The organism is Porphyromonas loveana (genome assembly GCF_003096695.1).
In the GTDB taxonomy this organism is placed as follows: domain Bacteria; phylum Bacteroidota; class Bacteroidia; order Bacteroidales; family Porphyromonadaceae; genus Porphyromonas; species Porphyromonas loveana.
The window spans coordinates 132,645-153,140 of the sequence record NZ_QEKY01000002.1 but is presented as its reverse complement, the minus strand read 5'-3'; the positions used below and the strand labels follow the sequence as shown (position 1 = coordinate 153,140).

General features: G+C 48.5%; 16 protein-coding genes. All 16 read right to left on the bottom strand.

Annotation, left to right across the window (positions count from 1 at the left end):
• Positions 1-40: 40 nt before the first annotated feature.
• Complete coding sequence (purB, locus tag C7382_RS01615) at positions 41-1,384, bottom strand: adenylosuccinate lyase (protein ID WP_116678579.1); 1,344 nt, start codon at positions 1,382-1,384, stop codon at positions 41-43.
• Between the two features lie 793 nt (positions 1,385-2,177).
• Positions 2,178-5,759 carry a pyruvate:ferredoxin (flavodoxin) oxidoreductase gene (gene nifJ, locus C7382_RS01605; RefSeq protein ID WP_116678577.1) on the bottom strand — a complete coding sequence of 1,194 codons (3,582 nt, stop codon included), beginning with the start codon at positions 5,757-5,759 and terminating at the stop codon, positions 2,178-2,180.
• Between the two features lie 69 nt (positions 5,760-5,828).
• A complete protein-coding gene (locus C7382_RS01600; RefSeq protein WP_116678576.1) occupies positions 5,829-7,010 on the bottom strand; it encodes an AAA family ATPase in 1,182 nt (393 codons plus the stop codon).
• 114 nt (positions 7,011-7,124) lie between these two features.
• Positions 7,125-7,679: a C40 family peptidase gene (locus tag C7382_RS01595; protein ID WP_243405620.1), complete on the bottom strand. Its 555-nt coding sequence runs from the start codon at positions 7,677-7,679 to the stop codon at positions 7,125-7,127.
• Positions 7,669-8,583, bottom strand: a complete 915-nt coding sequence (locus C7382_RS01590) for a ribonuclease Z (RefSeq protein ID WP_116678574.1) — start codon at positions 8,581-8,583, stop codon at positions 7,669-7,671. The genes C7382_RS01595 and C7382_RS01590 overlap by 11 nt, the downstream gene beginning before the upstream one ends.
• Positions 8,584-8,612: 29 nt before the next feature.
• Entirely contained in the window at positions 8,613-9,065 is a 453-nt protein-coding gene (locus C7382_RS01585) for a nucleoside deaminase (RefSeq protein WP_116678573.1), read from the bottom strand.
• Positions 9,062-9,286: a hypothetical protein gene (locus C7382_RS01580; protein WP_207772690.1), complete on the bottom strand. Its 225-nt coding sequence runs from the start codon at positions 9,284-9,286 to the stop codon at positions 9,062-9,064. The genes C7382_RS01585 and C7382_RS01580 overlap by 4 nt, the downstream gene beginning before the upstream one ends.
• A 32-nt stretch (positions 9,287-9,318) precedes the next feature.
• Positions 9,319-9,906: a ribonuclease HII gene (locus C7382_RS01575; RefSeq protein WP_116678571.1), complete on the bottom strand. Its 588-nt coding sequence runs from the start codon at positions 9,904-9,906 to the stop codon at positions 9,319-9,321.
• Positions 9,907-9,950: 44 nt separating this feature from the next.
• Positions 9,951-10,328 carry a hypothetical protein gene (locus tag C7382_RS01570; protein ID WP_116678570.1) on the bottom strand — a complete coding sequence of 126 codons (378 nt, stop codon included), beginning with the start codon at positions 10,326-10,328 and terminating at the stop codon, positions 9,951-9,953.
• Positions 10,329-10,387: 59 nt separating this feature from the next.
• A complete protein-coding gene (locus tag C7382_RS01565; RefSeq protein ID WP_116678569.1) occupies positions 10,388-11,602 on the bottom strand; it encodes a cysteine desulfurase in 1,215 nt (404 codons plus the stop codon).
• Positions 11,603-11,645: 43 nt separating this feature from the next.
• Positions 11,646-12,197: a nitroreductase family protein gene (locus C7382_RS01560; RefSeq protein WP_116678568.1), complete on the bottom strand. Its 552-nt coding sequence runs from the start codon at positions 12,195-12,197 to the stop codon at positions 11,646-11,648.
• Positions 12,194-12,796 (bottom strand): riboflavin synthase, encoded by a 603-nt coding sequence (locus C7382_RS01555; RefSeq protein ID WP_116678567.1) that lies wholly within the window; start codon positions 12,794-12,796, stop codon positions 12,194-12,196. The genes C7382_RS01560 and C7382_RS01555 overlap by 4 nt, the downstream gene beginning before the upstream one ends.
• 1,382 nt (positions 12,797-14,178) lie before the next feature.
• A complete protein-coding gene (locus C7382_RS01545) occupies positions 14,179-15,321 on the bottom strand; it encodes an OmpA family protein (protein ID WP_116678565.1) in 1,143 nt (380 codons plus the stop codon).
• Positions 15,322-15,365: 44 nt separating this feature from the next.
• Positions 15,366-16,535 carry an OmpA family protein gene (locus C7382_RS01540; protein ID WP_116678564.1) on the bottom strand — a complete coding sequence of 390 codons (1,170 nt, stop codon included), beginning with the start codon at positions 16,533-16,535 and terminating at the stop codon, positions 15,366-15,368.
• Positions 16,536-16,842: 307 nt separating this feature from the next.
• Positions 16,843-17,811 carry a DUF5106 domain-containing protein gene (locus C7382_RS01535; RefSeq protein WP_116678563.1) on the bottom strand — a complete coding sequence of 323 codons (969 nt, stop codon included), beginning with the start codon at positions 17,809-17,811 and terminating at the stop codon, positions 16,843-16,845.
• A 39-nt stretch (positions 17,812-17,850) separates the two neighbouring features.
• Positions 17,851-20,418 carry an alpha-glucan family phosphorylase gene (glgP, locus tag C7382_RS01530; protein ID WP_116678562.1) on the bottom strand — a complete coding sequence of 856 codons (2,568 nt, stop codon included), beginning with the start codon at positions 20,416-20,418 and terminating at the stop codon, positions 17,851-17,853.
• Positions 20,419-20,496 lie beyond the last annotated feature (78 nt).

Below are 20,496 nucleotides of genomic sequence, written 5' to 3'. Positions count from 1 at the left end.
CATTTTTTTATGTCTTTGGTTGAGCGAATGTAGGAAAAAATCATATTCCTACGTAATTCGAGGGTGTTATCTTGCGCATTTCCCTCTTGACTGCTTCGTCCACTTCCAATGTTTCGATGAACTGTGCGATCGAATCGGCCGTTATAGCTTCATTCGTTCGCGTCAACGCTTTGAGCGTTTCGTAAGGATTGGGATAACTTTCTCGGCGGAGTATTGTCTGGATGGCTTCGGCCACAACAGCATAGTTGTTCTGCAGATCGCGCTCCAGAGCCGTTTCGTTCAGGAGCAACTTGCCCAGTCCCTTTCGGATGCTTGACACTGCAATGAGCGAGTGTGCCAGAGGTACACCCACATTGCGCAGCACGGTGGAGTCCGTCAGGTCGCGTTGTAAGCGGGAAATGGGGAGTTTGCGCGACAGATGCTCGTATATCGCATTGGCAATACCCAGATTGCCTTCGGCATTCTCATAGTCGATGGGGTTCACCTTATGCGGCATAGCTGACGAACCCACCTCTCCGGCCTTAATTTTCTGCTTGAAGTACTCCATGGAGATATACTGCCAGAAGTCGCGACAGAGATCGATCAAGATTACATTAATACGACAACAGGCGTCAAAGAGGGCTGCCATATTGTCGTAATTGGATATCTGGGTAGTCCATTCCTCGCGATCAAGCCCGAGTATTGCCAAAAAGCGACGACCGAAATCTTTCCAATCATGCTCGGGATAGGCTACGTGGTGTGCATTAAAGTTACCCGTTGCTCCTCCGAATTTGCCGCTATGTGGTACGGCTTCAAGCTGCTCGATTTGCTTACGCAAGCGATATACGAATACTTCTATCTCTTTGCCTAAACGAGTCGGAGAAGCGGGCTGCCCATGGGTCTTGGCGAGCATGGGTATATCCTCCCATTCGAGTGCATAGCCATGCAGTTGCTCTACAAGCTCTCGTAGAGCGGGGATATATATATCGACTATTGCCTCACGGATCATCATCGGGAAGGCTGTATTATTGATGTCCTGCGAAGTGAGGCCAAAGTGGATAAACTCCTTGTCTTCTCCTATGCCGAGAGTTTCGAATCTCTCTTTCAAGAAATATTCCACGGCTTTAACGTCGTGGTTGGTCACAGCCTCTATTTCTTTTACTCGAGCGGCATCGGCCTCGCTGAAGTTTGTGTAGATGCGACGCAGCTCTTCACAGAGCGAGGGCGTGCAGACGTCCTTGAGTGAGGGCAATTCGCTACAGAGAGCGATGAAGTATTCTACTTCTACCTGGACACGGTAACGGATCAGAGATTCCTCTGAGAAATAGCGACTGAGTGTTGCTACCTTATCACGATACCTGCCATCAATAGGAGAAATGGCTTGAAGGGCTTGAAAAGCAATCATTTGTTTTGTTCTGAAAAACCGAAAAGTATGACGAGAAGTTGTGTCTTTAATTATCCGTTGAGATACGACGACGAAACCTCTACAAATAGTGAGCAACAAAGGTAATAAAGATTTTGCTCTGCTTAGTATGCTTTTCTGCCTGCCTATTCCACCTATAAGCAAATTAAGAAAGAAACGTTCGAAAGGCGTTCTATATTCAAGCTTTTTTCTGAGTCTGTTGTTACGTTAGTATTCATTATTTGCAAGTTGTTTCTGGGTTAACTCAATGGAAGAAGAATGCATAGGGATGTATTGTCTGATGACAGCATTTACTTGTTCGATGTGAGGTTTGCGCGTAGAAGGTCTACGCTCTGGCAGAATATACGGGCATCTTGAGGGCTTCTTCAATCTTATCAAAAACCATGAACTCTGACTTGTTATTACTGGTGATCGATTGGAATTGTTCTTTCTGTTCCTTGATTTCTTGCACTTCACCAGATTTGAAAGTCTGCTCTCCATGTCTGAGAACATGTCTGCAATGAGTGTATAGAGCACCTCCGCTGTGCTTATCCTCGTGTAGGAAGTCATAAATAGAGGTTTTGCCCACCATGAGTTGCCGCTCTCGCTTATCGCGACCTGCAATTTGCTCTGGCGACCACTGTTCATTTCGGATTTTCGTTGCAATCTCCTCTTTGATTTTTATACCAGCCTACGCGGATGCTGCTTCCATTCATGCCGTTCCCAGACAAAAAAAGAAGCCCTCGCACTCGATGAGCGCGGGGGCTTCCTGCGTGAAGAGGGGAGTCGGAAAGACTTATGCGTCGCGATCCTTTTCCTCCTTGATGTCCTGTATGCCCAGCGTGTCGGACCAGTCGGCTGCACTCATACGCATATAGTTGCGGTATCTCCACTGAGCATTCTCAAGGGCTGCAGCGAAGAGCTCGTTGGCATCCTCAGGGAACTGTTTATGGAGTGAGGCGTAGCGCACTTCGCCCTGAAGGAACTCTTTAAATTTGCCCCAGTTCGGCTCCTTGCTATCCATCTGGAAGGGGTTCTTGCCCTCCTTCTCCAATTCTGGGTTGTAGCGCCACAGGTGCCAGTAACCACATTCGACAGCGCGTTTGCCCTCGGCTTGGGTCTTACCCATACCGTTTTTGATACCGTGTGAGATACAGGGTGAGTAGGCAATGACGATTGAAGGACCGTCATAGGCTTCTGCTTCGCGGATGGCCTTGAGGGTTTGGGCAGGGTTGGCACCAATAGACACCTGTGCCACATAGACGTAGCCGTAGGTAGTGGCAATCATGCCGAGATCTTTTTTTCGGATACGTTTGCCGGCAGCGGCAAACTTGGCGATGGCACCGATGGGGGTACTCTTGGAAGACTGGCCACCCGTATTGGAGTACACCTCTGTGTCGAGTACCAAGATGTTGACATTCATGCCTGAGGCAATTACATGGTCAAGACCGCCGAAACCGATGTCGTAGGCCCAGCCGTCACCACCGATGATCCATTGTGCACGTTTGATGAAGAAGCTATCGACACGCTGGATGCGCCGGCATATGTCACAGTCGCATGCGGCAACAAGGGGACGGATCTTATCGGCCAAAATCTTGCTCGCTTCGGCATCTTGACGCTTCTCTATCCATTCCTTGAGGAGAGCTTTGAGTTCATCAGAGCAACAAGAGCAGCTTTGTGCTTCTTCAGCGAGGTTAACGAGGCGGCGACGCATCTTTTTATAGGCCAGATGCATACCGAGACCGAATTCGGCGTTATCCTCGAAGAGAGAATTGGCCCATGCAGGTCCTTCTCCACGTTCGTTCTTGGTGTAGGGAGTGGAAGGTGCCGATCCAGAGTAGATAGAAGAACATCCCGTAGCGTTGGCTACCGTCTGACGCTCACCATAAAGCTGCGTAATGAGCTTCACGTAGGGCGTTTCGCCACAGCCGGCACATGCTCCTGAGAATTCGAACAAAGGTGTGGCAAACTGAGAGTTTTTCACATTGGCTGTCACATCTACGAGGTGAGCCTTGCTTGTCACGCCGGTGATCATTTTGTCCCAGTTCTTTTGCTCGTCGTACTGTTCTTCGATGGGCTTCATTGTCAAAGCCTTGCCGTTCTTATTGCCGGGACACACATCCACACAGTTGCTACAGCCCAGACAGTCCATTACATTAACTTGGATACGGAAGCCCATATCGGCAAACTGTTTGCCCACAGCCTTGAGTACGCGAACGCCGCTCTTATCCTCTTCTTCTTTGGTGAGGACGAAGGGACGAATCGTTGCATGGGGACAGACGTAAGCACACTGGTTACACTGTACACAGTTGTCAGCCTCCCACACGGGGACAAAAGCTGCAACACCGCGCTTCTCAGAAGCAGCCGTGCCGGCATCCCACGTACCGTCCTCACGGCCGAGGAAAGCCGATACAGGGAGGTCGTCTCCGGCTTGTGCATTGATAGGACGTACTACGTTGTGAATGAAGTCTGTGTCTCCTTCGTGGCGTACCACTGGATCATCGGAGAGATCGGCCCATTCTGGCTTCACTGCTATCTCCACTACGTTACCACCCTCATCTACAGCCGCAAAGTTCTTGTTGATAATTTCTTCACCTTTCTTGCCATAGCTCTTGACGATGAACTTTTTCATCTGCTCTACGGCCAATTCATAAGGGATTACGTTGGCGATCTTGAAGAATGCCGACTGGAGGATAGTATTGGTTCTGTTGCCCAGACCGATGCGTTGTGCGATGGCTGTGGCGTTGATGATGTAGAAACGAATATTGTTCTTGGCCAAATAGCGCTTCACCTTGTTGGGCAAGTGTTGCTCAATGTCTTCGGGTGCCCAAATGGAGTTAAGCAGGAAGGTGCCGTTCTTCTTGAGACCCTTGAGAACATCGTACATACGCAGGTAAGCTGGTACGTGGCACGCTACGAAGTCTGGCGTAACAACGAGATAAGTAGAACGAATGGGATTGTCACCGAAGCGGAGGTGTGAGCAGGTGAAGCCACCGGACTTTTTGGAGTCATAAGCGAAGTAGGCCTGACAGTATTTGTCCGTATTGTCACCGATGATCTTCACAGAGTTCTTATTGGCTCCTACAGTTCCGTCGGCACCGAGACCGTAGAACTTGGCTTCCACCAACGAGGGGTTGTCAAAGATAAGGTCTTCGCCCAAGGGCAGTGACGTGAAAGTTACATCATCTACAATCCCCACTGTGAAGTGATCTTTTGGCACATTGAGTTTGAGATTATCATACACGGCCTTCATTTGAGCCGGTGTGGTGTCCTTGGAAGAGAGTCCGTAGCGACCTCCCACTATCACAGGGGCATTTTCAATACCATAGTAGCAGTCCCTTACGTCAAGGTAGAGAGGTTCGCCGGTAGCACCTGGTTCCTTGGTCCTGTCAAGTACGGCGATGCGCTTCACTGACATGGGCATGGCTGCCAGGAAGTGCTTAGCACTGAACGGACGGTAGAGGTGTACGCTGAGTAGACCCACCTTTTCTCCCTTGGAGCGGAGGTCGTCCACTACTTCGCGGATAGCTTCGGTCACAGACCCCATAGCGATGATTACGTGCTCTGCCTCTGGATCACCATAGTAGTCAAAGAGATGATAGTGACGTCCCGTAACCGTTGCGAGCTGATCCATACAATACTGTACTGCTTCTGGCACAGCATCGTAGAAGCGGTTGCTGGCCTCACGGTTCTGGAAGTAAATGTCTCCGTTTTGTGCCGTGCCGCGAGTTACAGGAGCTTCGGGGTTGAGAGCACTCTTGCGGAAGCGTTTTATGTCGTTCCAGTCAATGAATTGAGCCAGGTCTTCGTTGTCGAGAGCTTCGATCTTCTGGATCTCGTGCGAGGTGCGGAAGCCGTCAAAGAAGTGGATGAATGGGATACGCGTACGCAGGGTGGCAAGGTGTGCCACTCCGGCCAAGTCCATTACTTCTTGTACTGATCCGGTACAGAGTTGTGCAAAACCAGTCTGGCGTGCAGCCATCACGTCTTGATGGTCTCCGAAGATGGAGAGGGCGTGGGAGGCAATTGCACGTGCCGATACGTGAAAGACGCAGGGGAGCAGTTCGCCGGCGATCTTGTACATGTTTGGGATCATCAGCAATAAGCCTTGTGATGCCGTAAAGGTTGTGGTTAGTGCTCCTCCTTGCAGAGAGCCGTGAAGTGCTCCGGCTGCTCCGGCTTCACTTTGCATCTCTTGGACTCTTACCGTCTCGCCGAAGATGTTTTTCCGACCGGCGGCAGCCCAGTCATCTACGTACTCAGCCATCGTAGAAGATGGAGTGATGGGATAAATGGCGGCTACTTCGCTAAACATATAAGCAATGTGCGCAGCAGCTTGGTTCCCGTCACAAGTGAGGAATTTCTTTTCTTTTGCCATTTTGATTCTTTATTGTAAAGTAATAATCGTAACTGTTTTTCTCTTTTTTATCTGACAAAGATCTGCTCCTTAGTACAAGAAACCGAAAAGCCAGAGGGGGATAATATTGCGAGTCCCGCTTCTTATGTTGTGGACTGCATAGTAGCGATCCGGACGGTAGCGGCGACTCATCTTTTCATCTATGCAAAACTGATATTCTCCGTTCACACAGAATGCTATCTGAGAGCGAGAACCCAGACACACCTCATTGCGGCTTTTCACCTGATTGAGGAAGAATGTCTTGAGTACATCGATAAAGTTAAGAGGTTCGGGCTGTATCACATATCCCACATTGGTATTGTCGAGATAGATCATTGCCGGCTTCTTAACCTCCTCGGTCTCTTTGCGGTGAAGCTCTTTGATCAGTCTGGCTTCGGACAGATACTTCAAGTAGTTTGTTATCGTTGTACGTGATGTATCCACTTCCTTGGCTATGTTCGATATGTTAAGTGACCCTGGTGCCCGTTGCCCCAAGATGTATAGAAGCTTACGCAGCTTATGCAGGAAGCGCTGTTCGATCTGTCTGATAAAGAGCACGTCCACCTCCAGTGTCATATTGAGTGTCTTGAGCAGATTCTCAGAGTAATTCTTGTCTTCTAAGAAAATAGGGTAGTATCCATGGTGCAGATATTCTTGCAGCCAATCGAGCGGATTCACCTCATCCAGTATCTTTGGTACGATCTCTTCATGGTGCTTGACAATCTCTTCCCATGTGTAGGGTTTAAGCGATAGACCTGTTCTAAGATTTAGAAATTCGCGGAATGAGAAGCCATCTAACACATAAGACGTGACCAATCCATTCAGTTCAGGATTTTCTTCCTTCAGACGCATCACAGTCGAACCAGTGAATACAATTCGAAGACTCGGATACAACTCTATGCACTTACGCAAGCTTGCAGGCCAGTCCGGGTATTTGTACACCTGATCCAGTAGTAATACTTCTCCTCCTTGCTCAACAAAGTCGCCGGCGAAATCCACCAATGATTCTGTCGTGAAATAGAGCTGATTCAGGTTGATATACAAGCACTTTCTATTGCCTACGCCGAATTTTTCCCGTGCATAGTCAAGCAGAAATGTCGTCTTGCCTACACCTCTCGAACCCTTGATACCAATCAGACGTTCCTCCCAATTGATTTCATCCATCAAACCTCTACGTAGTGAGGGCGATAGATTGCGAAGAAGATTGTCGTATATCTTGAAAAAGTTGTTCATTTGATTATGTCGCTATATTTAGGTAGCAAAGATAACATAGTTTTTCTGTTTTTGCGACATAGACTTTGCAAAATTGGGGCATAGTATGCCAAATTCAGCGATAGTATGCCAAATTCAGTCCATGCGAGCATGAATCTCAGGCAGACGACCTGCCCCAACGTATCTATTTCGGAAATATGGGCTGCTTTGTACTGATTCGATAATAATTCCTCGGCTGTTAGTATTGTGCATCATGATTAGTTCTTCACCGCGTACTTCAATGAGTAGAGCTACGTGCCCAATGCGGCTATTCTTGTTGTTATTCCCACGAAAGAATAGCAAATCACCGGGAAGGGGGTAACGCACAGGTAGGGTATAGGTGTATAGGGCTGAAGAGGATCGTGGTATATGGATGCCGTAGCATGAGTACAAATAAGCTACATAGCCGGAACAATCCATTGGCCAAGCCGAAGGATAGTTATAAGGCTTTCCAAGGAATTTCTTGCCATACGCAATTAGATCAGTTACAATCTCTTCAGCAGTCAGTAGAGGTCGGCCGGTAGCCGAATAAACCGGCTTGCCGGATATAGGAGTAGGCTTCTTGTTGACTCCACAAGAACTCATCAGTGCCGTGAGGATGATGAGTACATATAATAATGGTGTCTTAAAGATGTCACCTCTATACGTCAATGCGCATCCCCTCATTGGCTGCAATGGTAGCTTCAAAAACTGTTTTGGCTTCTTCAAGAAGCCCCTTGCTATCTCTGTATCTACCCGAATAATGTCCTATGACAAGACGCTTGACTTCTGCCCTGCGTGCTATTTCTGCAGCCTCCTTGGCTGTACTGTGGCAGGTCTCTTTGGCTCTTGTCTTTTCCGAATCCATAAATGTTGCTTCGTGGTAGAGGAGATCTACACCTTGTATAATAGGGATGATAGCCGGAAGAAACTCCGTATCTGAGCAATAGGCATATCTTCTGGGAAGTGTCCCCGGGATGGTCAATTGTCTGTTGGGGATGATTCTTCCATCATCAGTCGTATAGTCAAAACCTTCTATTATCATGGGGTATTCGGACAGAGGAATTTGGTAAAACTCCGCTGCTGCCCTGTTAAGGTGGCGCACCCTGCATTTTTCTTCAAATAGATAGCCCGCTGTCGGTATGCGATGACTGAGCGGTATACTGTACACTTTCACTGATTTATCTTCATGTATCAGTGCGTGACGCGAAGCATTGATGGTGTGTATTTCTACCTCATAGGGCATACGTTGGCAGAACTGATCTAATATGGGAGCCAAGAAGCGTTCTATTCCTTCAGGCCCATGTACATGCAGAGTTCCTGTTCGACCCAACATCCCAAGCGTGGAGATAAGACCGGGAAGTCCGAAGCAATGATCCCCGTGTAGATGGCTGATGAAGATATGCACCAGACGACCGAAGCATAGCTTTTCGATTCGGAATTGATGCTGCACGCCCTCTCCACAGTCGATCATATAGAGCTTGTCACGCAAATTGATTACTTGCGAAGATGGGTGGTGATAGGTCGTCGGTAGGGCAGATCCGCAGCCCAAGATATGTACACTGAATTCTGCCATATTGCACAAATATATAGATAATGAGTCTGTCAGCGTTTACTTGCAAAGAAAGTACGCATCAGATCTTCCGACTCTGCAGCCAAAATACCACCTTCAACGCGGCATTTCGGATGGAATGCATTGTCCGCAAAGAGATGATAACCTACCTTCGGCTCTGAAGCACCATATACTACGCGTGGTATCTGTGTCCATCGCAGTGCTCCTGCACACATAAGACATGGTTCCACCGTGACGTATAGCGTGCAGTCTCGTAAGTATTTCCCTCCTATTGCATCTACTGCCATCGTGATGGCAAGCATCTCGGCGTGTGCGGTGGGGTCGTTCAGTCTTTCCACTGCGTTGTGGGCACGCGCAATGATTTGCCCCCTGCTTACGATGATAGCACCTATGGGCACTTCGCCTTCCTCGGCAGCCTTCTGCGCCTCCTCAAGAGCCAATCGCATATAGCGGATATCGTCTGTGGCAAGAGTTACGGACATCATCGCATCTCCTCCTCTCGGAAGAGTAAGGGCACATCGCTTTCCAATCGATGGATCACCTCACTCATCAATAATTCACGTATCCAGCGCGAACGATTCTCGACACCAAAACGGGAACAATACGCATCAAGGGCCTTATGCTCCGCTTCGTTCAAGCGAATCTGGATGGCCTTCTTGCGGAGCATCGTTGCTCGTGGAAGTGCATGGTGGCTTTTTTTACTCATATATACTGCGGCGCAAATATGATTCCTAATCCTTACTTCTCTGTCACACCACGGAAGGTCAGACGATGATGGGGTGATGCCCCATGCACGCGAATGGCCGATTTATGAGAAGGCGAAGGATAACCTTTGTTTTGCTTCCATCCATAGACGGGGAAGTCTGTATCCAAGCGGAGCATTTCGTCATCTCGATAAGTCTTGGCCAATATAGATGCCGCAGCAATGGAACGATAGCGAGCATCTCCTCCAACGATGCAGTGATGCGGTATCCCTTCAATGGGATCGAATCGATTACCATCAATCAGCAATCTTTCCGGACGGAAGGGTAGTTGATCAATGGCACGATGCATAGCCAAAAACGACGCTCGCAGGATATTGATTTCATCTATTTCCTGCGCACTTACTATGCCTATACCCCAAGCAATAGCCTCTGCTTCGATAATGGGGCGCAAGCTATAGCGTTGCTTTTCGCTTAGTTGCTTCGAATCGTTTAGCAGTGGGAGGAAGAAGTCCGCAGGCAAAATTACAGCCGCTGCATATACGGGACCGGCCAAGCAGCCACGACCGGCTTCGTCGCAACCACATTCACGTAAATCGTCATCTATGTAGCGGGAGAGTAACAAGTAATAGAAAAATGAGGAGTCTAAGTCTGTATAATAGAAGTGTTTTACGTGCTAAATATGTAGGATTCTTTACCTTTTACATACTTTTCAAAGACTCTTGCCTCTTCTTTGTGTTCAAAAGCTATTGTGCGATACTCAATTCTATCAATATTTTCAAGGATGTATTCTCTCTTTTCTTTATTCTTTCTTGTCCCTTCCCCTTTAGGCTTAGGTAATAATGAGGACATACGAAATGCAACATTCTTCCCACTACCAAATAAGATGAATTCTTCTGGACAATCATGATCGAAAGAAGAATGACGTAGCTGATAAACACCAGGACCAAATGGAGCAAATAAATATTCTTTTTTGTCAGGGTTAGGAAATTTTTTCCATTCGCTCCAATTGTTTTCGTAGAGTGCCTCGAATTCTTTTTGTGTCATAAGCCTGTGTCTTATTATGAAAATCCTTTTTCAAAATGGGTGTGTAGATAAATAAGAGCTTAAAACATACTCACTACACGTTTGAGGCCTTGGAGGAATTGTTCCACTTCCTCTTCGGTGTTATAGAGGGCAAAGGAGGCACGTGCCGTAGCATTCAGTCCCATGCTTTCGAGTAGAGGTTCTGCACAATGGTGTCCCGTGCGGATGGCTATCCCGAGTCTGTCAAGCAGCATACCGAGGTCGTAGGGATGAATGTCCCCGATCAAGAAAGAAAGTGCACCACTTTTATGCTCTGCCTCTCCGATGATGCGGGCATTGGGAAATGCCTTTATGCCTTCAGTGGCCATCCGAAGCAATTTGTCCTCGTGTGCGGCTATTGCTTCCAAACCCAATCCTTCTATATAATCAAGTGCAACAGCCAAGGCCGTGGAGCCTACATAGTCCGGCGTACCGGCTTCGAACTTATAGGGAAGTTCGTTGTATGTCGTCTTCTCGAAAGTAACCTTGGCAATCATTTCTCCGCCTCCGTGGTAGGGAGGCATCTTTTCCAACCATTCTTCTTTGCCATACAGTACACCTATGCCCGTAGGAGCATAAACCTTGTGTCCTGAGAAGGTGTAGAAGTCTGCCCCCAGTTCGCGGACGTCTACCCGACTGTGCGCGATGGCCTGAGCGCCATCTACCAACACAGGTACTCCTGCTGTATGAGCCAGATCTGTTATTTGACGTATGGGGTTGATTGTGCCGAGTACATTACTTACGTGTGCTACCGAAACGAGTTTGGTACGTTCGTTCAGCAACGAACGGTAATGCGCCATATCGAGTTCGCCTTTCTCGGTCAGACGGATTACACGTAGTTGAGCACCAGTACGTTCGGCGAGTAGTTGCCAAGGGACAATGTTCGAGTGATGTTCGAGCGTGCTGATGATGATCTCGTCTCCTGCTCGGACGAATGCTTGTCCGAAGGACGTAGCCACCAGATTGATGGCCTCAGTGGTGCCACGCGTGAAGAGTACCTCCTTGGCATCCTCAGCACCGATAAAGCGTGCTATCCGTTTGCGTGCCAGCTCGTGCTGTTCCGTGGCTACTTGGCTTAGGTGGTGTACGCCGCGATGGATATTGGCATTGAAGGTGCGGTAAGCACGCTCTATCTGGTCTAAGACGGCGATTGGCTTCTGTGTCGTCGCAGCATTGTCCAGATAGATGAGCGGTTTGCCGTAAACCTCGGTATGGAGGATGGGGAAGTCTTCCCTTATTTTCTGAATGTCGTACATAACGATCTGTAATAGTGGTATAGCTTCGTGGAGATTTTTCCCTTCACCACTTTTCGCGGTGTAGGATCTCCGAGGTCTCTTTGCGTTTCTTGAGCCTGTGCGGATCTGTCGAGTATCCGAGTACAATGTTCATGACCACACGACGCCCCGACGGAATGCCGAGGATGTCGCGAATCTTGGCATCGTTGACCCAACCGATGATGCAGCTGCCGAGTCCTTCGGCTGCTGCAGCCAAGGTAATATGTGCAGCAGCAATGCCGAGGTCTATGTTGGCGTAGTGGATGCCCTTCATCTTACCGCCTATGGTAGCGGTGAAATTGGCTTTCTCTTCCACCACAATGATTTGTACAGGGGCTTGACGGGTGAAGTGATTCATCATCAGCACACGGGAAGAGGAGGCTTCGGCCAGCCTGTTACGCGTAGCGGGATCGGTCACAACTACAAAACTCCACGGCTGGGAATTGCATGCCGATGGAGAGAGCCGTCCTGCTTCTATGATACGTTGTAGTACATCATCCGGTACGGTACGATCGGGGTCGAACTTGCGGTCGCTCTGTCTTTGCTCGACGAGTGCGTAGAAGTCCTCCGGTATCATTGGTACTGAATCATCTTGCTGAGGTATTTCCCCACAATGTCAAATTCCAAGTTGACGACGCTACCCGGAACGATGCGGCAGAAATTCGTATGGTCACGCGTGTAGGGGATAATAGCCACGCGGAAGCTGTTCATGCCAGAATCGCAAACCGTCAAGCTCACGCCATTCACGCATACTGAACCCTTTTCCACCGTCATATAACCTTGCTGTGCCATCGCCTTGTCCAGCTTGTATTCGAAGGCATAGTAGTGGCTGCCTCCCGCTTCTTCTACAGCAGTACATACAGCTGTTTGATCCACATGACCTTGCACGATGTGTCCGTCAAGGCGGCCACCCATCATCATGCTTCGCTCCAGATTGACGAGGTCTCCTATCTGCAGGAGGCCGAGGTTGGAGCGTTCAAGTGTCTCACGTATGGCGGTGACCGTGTAGGTCGTGTCCGTTTTGCTCACGACCGTCAGACATACGCCATTGTGCGCGATGCTCTGGTCTATCTTTAGTTCGGGAACAAAAGAGCACGTCATTGTTATATGCAGATTGTCATTTTCGCGACGAAGATCCGTCACTTGGGCATATTCTTCTACGATTCCGGAAAACATATTCTTATTCTTTTCGTTGGTGTAAGTTGCACAAAATTACGGAAATTACTCAGATCTGCACATTCCCCCTCAAGAGCAACACAGTTGTTATATAGAGCGATAGAGATTAGTAAAAGAAGTAGCCAGCGGGTAGTGGCCCGTCGGCTGATCGGAAAGACAACACTCTACAAATGGTTTCACGAGGACAAATGGCAGGGCGGCAAGCTCTATACCTATTGTCGTCATTGCCTATGCTCTCGTAAGCGTTCGTTGGCGACACCAATGCCGATTATATAGAAAAGCAGTTTTGTCCTTAGGTAAGGACAGTTCTGTCCTCAGTCAAGGACAAATCTATCCTTTATAAGGGATAAAGGGGCGCAAAAGTATTCTTGATCGCCTGCCCATTATCGAAGCCAAGGAGCGTATAGGGGACATCGAAATGGAATTATATGGGCATCAGGCAGCGAAGCAATACTGACGTTATGTGGATAGGAAGACCGAATTTGCTTCAAGGACGGCAGGAAGTCAGAGAGTCATTAAGCAAGTGCGTGATTAGACGATTAGCCTATGCCAAACGGCGCGGTCAGCTTCACTCAATAATGACGGATAATGGTTGTGAATTCGCTGCCTTTGCTCGGATAGAGAGGTGCCTCAAGGTGCCCGTATTCTTTGCTCGCCCCTACCGCTCGACAGATAAACCTCTTAGTCTCAGCATATCACGCATGTGTACAACTCCTGCTGTAGGGTGCTCGGTGTGGTACGCATCAATGATACGCATCATCCCTAGGTCCTCCTCACACTCTCCCTTTGGCTTGTAATATAGCGTAGATCAATTAAGCTTCATATCCTTACAAAAACGACTTCGACTTAAGCCTGCTGGACACTGACTCTCCATTTCTATTATCTCACTTTGAGTCCTGCTTCCTCGTGGCAGTCGCAAAAAAATCGCAGTCAATTGTTAACTGTCCCTGCTTCTGCAAAAGCCGCTTATTCTCACTCTCTATCTTCTTAAGGTCTCTGGCATTGTCAGAGGGCTTTTCAAAAGCTTGAGTAGCTTTCTCCTCAAACTCTCGCATCCACTCTGTAATCTTGATCGGGATGACTTCGTATCGTTTCGCTAAACTCTGTATCGTCTCCTCACCCCTCAAGCCGGCGAAAGCAACTTGTGCCTTAAAGCATGAACTCGATTTACTTCTTCGTCACATTAACTTCTATTTTTCTTTCCCTCTGAATGTGACAATGATTGATACCTCAATGCTCAAATCCAGCTCTTTTTATGTTGTAGAGTTTATGGGGAGTAGAATAGCTTCTCAAAATTGATCGAGTCATTATCGAAAAGAATAGGGGCTGCCTCGGAAGAGGCAGCCCCTGATTCATTGTCTATTGGTAGGGAAAACTCAATATTATTCTGCGGCAGACATTACTACGATGCGGTTCCAAGCATTTTCTTCATAGATTTGCTCAGAAGATCCCTTCCAATCAATCGTGATACGATCTGCAGATACGCCATACTTTTCAAGCATCTTGGCCACTGCCTTCGCACGACGCTCTGAAAGCTTCATGTTGTAGTCAGCTGTACCAGTCTTTTCGTCTGCGTAACCAACAATCTTGATCGGTGCATTGTTAGTCTTGGCGTACTCAGCTGTGTTGTATACGTTGATTTCTTGGTTGCGATCTATCTTCGCGCTGTTGAGACGGAAGTAAACCACATTGTCAACTACTACGCGGCTAACAACAGCCTGTACAGGTTCGGGACACTCGGGGCAAGAAACCGGACGACGGCTAAGCTCTTCTGCCTGCGCACGGAGAGCGTTGATCTGGTTGTTGAGGTCGTTAACCAAAGCATAGTCCATCGGAATAACTTCTGTCCATTCTGTCTTGCCAAGATTAAACGTAAGACCTGCTGTAGCCATTGCAGGGAAGTCTGCTTTGCCAGTCTTGGTTCCGATAAAGTTCATCTTAGAAGCAAAAGCCTGACCTTCAATATTGAAGTCCACAACTCTTGAAAGGCGGAACTTAATCATCAAACCGGCATTAACTGTTCCAGAAATATCATCTTTGCTTCCTATCTTATTACCGTCAGAATCAGCGCTATGGAATTTATATCCAAAGCCGATACCTACCCAAGGAATGAGGTGGAAGACACGGTTGGGACGATATGTTCCGAAATAGTTCATCATGTCAAACATGAAGTCGAAGTGAGCATTGCCAAAGTAGTTGTGATAACGGTCAGTACTCCCGTTTGTATATCCGTAAATGTCGAAACCAGTGAATTGGAGACGAGTTGCAAAGTAGGGCTCATGCCATTTACCAAAAGCTAAGGTCGGAACAATGCTGATACGATCCATGAGATCGATGTTGTTGTTCCAGCCAGAGAGAGGCATTCCTGCACCTCCTGCAATGTCAATGAACCAATGATCAGATGCTTTATCGCGTTGGAAAGTGGTGTTCTTTCCTGCTTTGTTCTGCGAAGTCACTTCTTGGGCAGTTGCACCGAAAGTGCATGCGAGACCCACAAGCGCTATAAATAAAGATTTAGCTTTCATATCTGTATGTCATTTTATATTATCCAACAAATGTTTCAGGCGAATTACTTGGAGCGAACGATTACAACGCGGTTCCAAGCTTTTTTGCTGAACGGTTGCGTAGAGTCACCCTTCCATTCTACAGAGATCAATTCGGAAGGCACACCATACTTACCTGTCAGAACTTCAACAACAGCCTTAGCGCGACGCTCTGACAAATTCTGGTTGTACTGCGAAGCACCCGTCGGATCAGCGTAACCTACTACTGTGATCGGCTCTTTCGTTTCCTTTACGAACTGAGCAACGTCGTACAGATTGATGAGCTGGTCTTTGTCTACTACATCGCTGTCGAAGCGGAAGAGTACAGCCTTATCCGTGAGTTTGTTTTCTGTCACAGTTACGGGAGTAACATCTGGACATTCTGGACATGAAACAGGACGCTTTGAGAGTTCTTCTACTTCACGACGCAGACGATTGATCTGACCATTCAGGTCGTTGATCAGTTCGTAGTCCATAGGCTCTACAGCATCGAAGCCAACTTTGCCTAAGCGGAAGTTGAGACCTGCAGTGGCCATACCCTGAAAACCGTTATAATAACGTCCTGCTGGATCGTTGATCACGGGGTTGGGCTTGTGGTTGAACGCGCGACTCAGATTGAGGTTGGAGTGAGCTGCTTGAGCTTCAATAACGAAGTCAACGCGCTTTCCTAATCTAAAGCCCATCATTACACCGACGTTTGCAGTCAGTGACTCAACGTTGTTTTTGCTCCACTCGTTTCCGAGGAATTTGTGCTGGTAGCCAACGCCCACCCAAGGGATGAAATGGAAGAAGCGATTCTCGCGATAAGACGAGAAATAGTTAACCATGTCAAACATGAAATCAAAGTGAGCAGCGGCAAAGTTTGAATGGATTTCTTGCTCACCGTTGTTGCCTAAGAATGTGTGCGCATGTCCGCCATTCAATTGGAGACGTGTCGCGAAGAACGGATTGTGATACTTTCCGATTGAGAGAGAACCAATGGCACCCAAGCGATCTAAGAGATCCTTGTTGTCATTGTCATTCAAGAACTGTGCTGCAACACCGCCTTGCAGTGTTACAAAGTAATTGCCGCCATTACGAGCAAAAGCGACGTTCTTTGCGGGTAACTGACCCGTTGCCGGTACAGTATTCTCCTGTGCACTTGCATTGAGTGCAATAGCTCCTGCTAAAGAGAGCATTAAGTACTTTACCTTCATAGTTTTACTTTTCTAAGTGTATTATTATACGTTTACCAATAGCCTATTTCGCTACACAAATGTAGTTCATTCCTTTGAATAACCAAATTATTCGCTCAAAAATTTCACTCCAAGGAGTCATTGGACATCCTTCCAGATAGCTTTTTTTATTGTATATCAGACGGAAACAATACGAATAAAACTACTGAGAAGCAGCTTTCGCTACCGATTGTAGCCCGCCCGATTATGTCTGCTTTCGACTATAACAAAGCTTCGTTTGATATGTTTATTCAGTTCTTCTTTTGGGCAAAAAGAAGAGAGTAGAGCATTATTTTTTTTCGTTTAGGTATTCCTTTATAACCTCGATACGGGCATCTTTTTGGAGTACATACCCGTGTTTGTCAAGCAGATAGATGGTCGGCGTAGCCTTGATGTCGTAAAGCTGTTTGCTCACTATGCTGCCATCACTGTTAATTCCTGCCTCGATGAATGCCGGGAATTCGGACAAGCCTGCTTGCCAAGTTGTCTTGTCTCCATCGGGATATATGAAGAGGATATCTAATTGCTTGGTTTCGCTCCATGAACGGAACTGCTCGTCGTTTTGCAGTTGCTGTAGTAATGCGGCGCATGTATGACACCCTGGTTCGTAGAAGACGAGCATGGTATGAGGAGTAAATCGTGTGCTCAGACGGTGCAAGCTACCATTGCCAAGTTCGTATACGAAGTCCTCTGCTTTCTTTCCCACGCGATTTCGCAGCATTAGTTCGTAGCGTTCTTTCAAGCGCACGCGCTCGGCGTAGGAAACCTTAGGTGATTTGAGTGCAGACTCTACGACGGGGATGTAGTATTCCTCATTCAATATCGGTGAATTAGGATCGTAGAGATACTTTTTATATAATCTGAGGAAAAGCTCCAACATCCCCCCTGAGGAATTTTCGATAGGGAGGAGGATGGATGGTTTAGCTTCACCCAGAGGTAGAGCTATAGCCACTCCGAGAAAGTTAGCTACGCTGACCTCCATGTTTTGTGGCTTGGCCAGATAGGAAGAGTCCGTGAAGTTGAACTCATCCCAATAGTGCTTGACGAAATAAGAGGCACGCTCTTGTGGTGTCGTTAGGGACAATGGAATGTTGGGGAGTGGGAAGGCGAGTTCCGGCTCCGCCTCCACGTCATTTTGCGCAATGCTGTCTGACGGGATAGGTGAGGTCTTAGCCTGACGGCTGCATGAGGCCGCGAGCGTAGTGATCGTACCGAGCATGAGCGTCAGTCCGGTCGCGATGAGAAACTTGCGATACATATTATATAGGTTAGAATTGGATATCCTTTTTCTTTCCTGTTACAGCGCAGCCCACCGCACATAGGCAAAGTCCATTTGATGCGGGAGCAAAGCTGAGTGCGGGGTAACACGTATGGCAACGCGATGTATCCCCGGATTTTTCAGACGACAGTCCACATGGTATTTCTGCCAACGACTGTCAGCCGATTGTTCTACGAGTTCAAGTGGTATGCTTTGGGCGAGGGTGAGTCCTCCCTGATTGTCATCTGACGCAACTATTAGCTCCACTTTGAGTCCGGCTGTCAGGCCGCCGCGGTCGATTTCCACTTCGAGAGACTGTATCACATCCGTGTTCGTTGTGCGTAATTCGAAGCCGGAAGCATTGACACGAAGGATCTGCATTTCATCCCAATGAGCAGCAGTCTGTTTCTTCCACTCCACGATTTCCGAAGCCATGGCGTAGGAAGATGCACTGACAGCCTGCTGGCGTTGTGAGAGTGGTTTGTAAAAATGATCGTAGTAGTCGTCCATCATTCTCCGCATCGTGAAGTGTGGAGCTATGTACATCATGGAGTTCCGAATGTGGTGTATCCACCCTTCGGAATAGCTCTTACCCTCCTTGTCGTAATAGAGCGGGATGATTTCGCGTTCCAGCATGTCGTATATCGTATGAGCATCCAGCCTGTCTTGCATCTGCTGGTCGCGGTATGTAGTCTTGTCTGTCAGTGCCCATCCGGCATTGGGGCGGTAGCCTTCGTACCACCAGCCGTCCAGTACTGAGAAGTTGAGCACACCGTTCATCTCGGCTTTCTCGCCTGAAGTGCCCGATGCTTCGAGCGGACGTGTCGGTGTATTGAGCCACACATCCACACCGGCGATCAGTTTGGAGGCCAGATGCATGTCGTAGTTCTCTAAGAAAATGATCTTTCCTTCAAATTCGGGACGGCGACTAATCTCGGTGATATGCTTGATGAGTCCTTGACCACCACCATCGGCCGGATGTGCTTTGCCGGCAAAGAGGAAACGAACGGGACGATCCGGATGATTGACCAGACGCGAAAGCCTGTCAAGATCGGTAAAGAGTAGGTGAGCACGCTTGTACGTGGCGAAGCGGCGGGCGAACCCGATAAGGAGCGTATTCAGTCCTATGCAGTCCAACCCTTCGGGCAGGTTTGCGGAGCCGTCATTGGCACGAAGCCAACGCTTCCGGTAGTCATGTGTAATGTAATGGAGCAGATTCTCTTTGAGCTGCGAACGCAACTGCCAGATTTCGTCGGACGGAATATGCTCGATGGCTGCCCATGTTGATTCGTCTGCCTGCCGACTGACGTAGTCTGTGCCGAGGTGTTTCTTGTAGAAAGCTTGACTCTCGGGAGAAGCCCATGTGGGGAGATGGACGCCGTTGGTCACATGCCCTACGTGCAACTCCTCGGCAAAGAAGCCCGGCCACACGGGTGCAAACATACTTCGCGAGACCACTCCGTGTAGATAGCTTACACCGTTGGCCTCTTGACAGGTATTGAGAGCGAAGACACTCATGGAGAACTTCTCCGAAGAGCCCGGTGTCGTCCGTCCCATATCGATGAACTCTTGCCAACTGATGCCCAGCCTGTGAGGGAAGTGTCCCATATAGCGTCCCAGCAACTCTTCGTCGAAGTAGTCGTGTCCTGCGGGTACCGGCGTATGCACGGTGTAGAGCGAGGAGGAACGAACGACCTCGAGAGCTACGTCGAAGGGTAAGCCCTTTTGCTCCACATAGTCAGCCAGACGCTGTGCACTGATGAGTGCGGCATGCCCTTCGTTCATGTGATAGATCTCCTTGCTGATACCGAGATGCTGTAGCAGGAGTATGCCACCGATACCGAGCAGATACTCTTGCTTCATTCGGTTCTCCCAGTTGCCACCGTAGAGATTGTGCGTGATCTGACGATCGGACAGGTTGTTCTTCTCCAGATCCGTGTCCATGAGATAGAGACTGATGCGTCCCACCTGCACCCGCCACACATGGCAGTAAACGGTGCGGTCAGAGAAGGGCACTTCGAATACTAATGGATGTCCGCCCTCGTCGGTGACAGCCTGTATGGGCAGGAGGTTGAAGTCCTGTGCTTCGTAGGTGGCGAGCTGTTGACCGTCCACACTGATGCGCTGGTCAAAGTAGCCATATCGGTACAGGAAGCCCACTGCTGTGAGTGGCACATTGCTGTCACTGGCTTCTTTGAGGTAATCGCCGGCCAATACGCCCAGGCCACCAGAGTATATCTTGAGCACGTGGCTGAGTCCGTACTCCATACTAAAGTAGGCCACGCTCGGGCGTGAGGAGTCAGTTGGGGCCGACATATAGGCTTGCCAAGCCATGTACACCTCATCCAAGTTCTGCATCCACGCTGCATCACGCAGGAGCGCATCAATGCGGTTGAGGGAGAGCGAACGGAGTAGCTTCACCGGGTTGCCATCCGTCTCGAACCAGAGGTCCGGATCCATCCGTTCAAAGAGATTGGTGGCAGCCGGATTCCATGTCCACCACAGGTTGTACGCCAACTCTTCCGCACGTTTGAGTGGTGCAGGCAGTTCAACGCAGGTAAATATGTCTTTCCAGACTATTGTGTTGCTTTTCTTCTGAATGATCATACCTTAATTATATATGGCTTTTTGTCTCGACGGGGACCTCTTGGTCTCATCGTCGACAAGAAAACAAGCCAAAGGTAT